This window comes from Pseudomarimonas arenosa (assembly GCF_014841215.1).
GTDB lineage: Bacteria > Pseudomonadota > Gammaproteobacteria > Xanthomonadales > Xanthomonadaceae > Pseudomarimonas > Pseudomarimonas arenosa.
This window is the reverse complement of record NZ_JACYTR010000143.1, coordinates 1-1044: the sequence shown is the minus strand read 5'-3', so window position 1 is coordinate 1044 and position 1044 is coordinate 1. Positions and strand designations below refer to the sequence as shown.

General features: G+C 63.5%; 1 protein-coding gene. It reads right to left on the bottom strand.

The annotated features are described in order from the left end of the window. Window positions 1-101 precede the first annotated feature (101 nt). Window positions 102-884, bottom strand: a complete 783-nt coding sequence (gene istB, locus IFO71_RS21600) for an IS21-like element helper ATPase IstB (protein WP_192031761.1) — start codon at window positions 882-884, stop codon at window positions 102-104. Window positions 885-1044 lie beyond the last annotated feature (160 nt).

Genomic DNA, 1044 nt, shown 5'->3' with positions numbered 1-1044 from the left:
GCATGCCGGTCACCGATTCCACGCGATGCCGGTCATGGATTCCACGGCATGCCGGTCGGGGGCGGCGGGCGGTGGAAACATCGCTTAGGAATCGAATCGGGTCAAGTGTGGGTTGGGGTCGTTGGCTCCTTGGCTGAGGAGTGTTCGGGGTCGATCGCGGCCCGCTTGGCGCGCATGGATTCGCCCTTGAGGACGATGCGGTAGGCGTTGTGGACCAGGCGGTCGAGGATGGCATCGGCGATGGTGGGATCGCCGAGGTAGGCGTGCCACTTATCGATTGGCAGCTGGCTGGTGATCAGCGTGGCGGCCTTGTCGTAGCGATCATCGACCAATTCGAGCAGATCGCGTTGCTGGGCATCGGTGAGCGGGGCGAGGCCGAAATCGTCGATCACCAGCAGTTGCGCTTTGGCGTATTGACGCAGCAGTTGGCTCTTGCGGCGCAGCGCTTCGGCACGGGCCAGTTCTTCCATGAGTCGCGGCAGGCGAATGCAGCGCACGCTGATCTCATGTTTGCAGGCGTGATGGGCGAGCGCGCTGGCGATGTAGGATTTGCCGACCCCAGTGGGGCCGACGATCAGCACGTTAAGGCACTTCGCAATCCATTCCAATTGCCCTAGTTGGGCGATCAGCCGCTTGTCGAGGCCGCGGGGGGTACGTTGGTCGATGTCCTCGAGGCTGGCGTTGGCCTGCGGTAGCTTGGCCCAGCGCACGCGCTGGGCGTAGCGGTAGTTGGCGCGCTCGGTGCGTTCAGCGTCGAGCAACAAGCCCAAGCGTTCGTCGAATGGCAGTTCGGCGCTGGGTTGATTGAGCTGGCGCTGGAAGGCCCGCGCCATGCCGCGCAGGCCGAGGTCTTGCAGGGTGTCGTAGAGCGGCTGAGTCAACATGGTTGGGCTCCGTAGTAGTCGGCACCCCGTACGTGCTCGTGCGTCATCGGTGGAGGCGGTGTTGCCGGTGGTGAAACGGCATATTGAATGAGATCGCGCACGGCGCGATAGCCAACGGTTTTATGGAACAAGGCGCGGCGACAGGCCTCCTCAAGCGTGT

Excerpts from the sequence above, each read along its gene's own strand:
- istB (WP_192031761.1), bottom strand. The coding sequence starts at position 884 with ATGTTGACTCAGCCGCTCTACGACACCCTGCAAGACCTCGGCCTGCGC.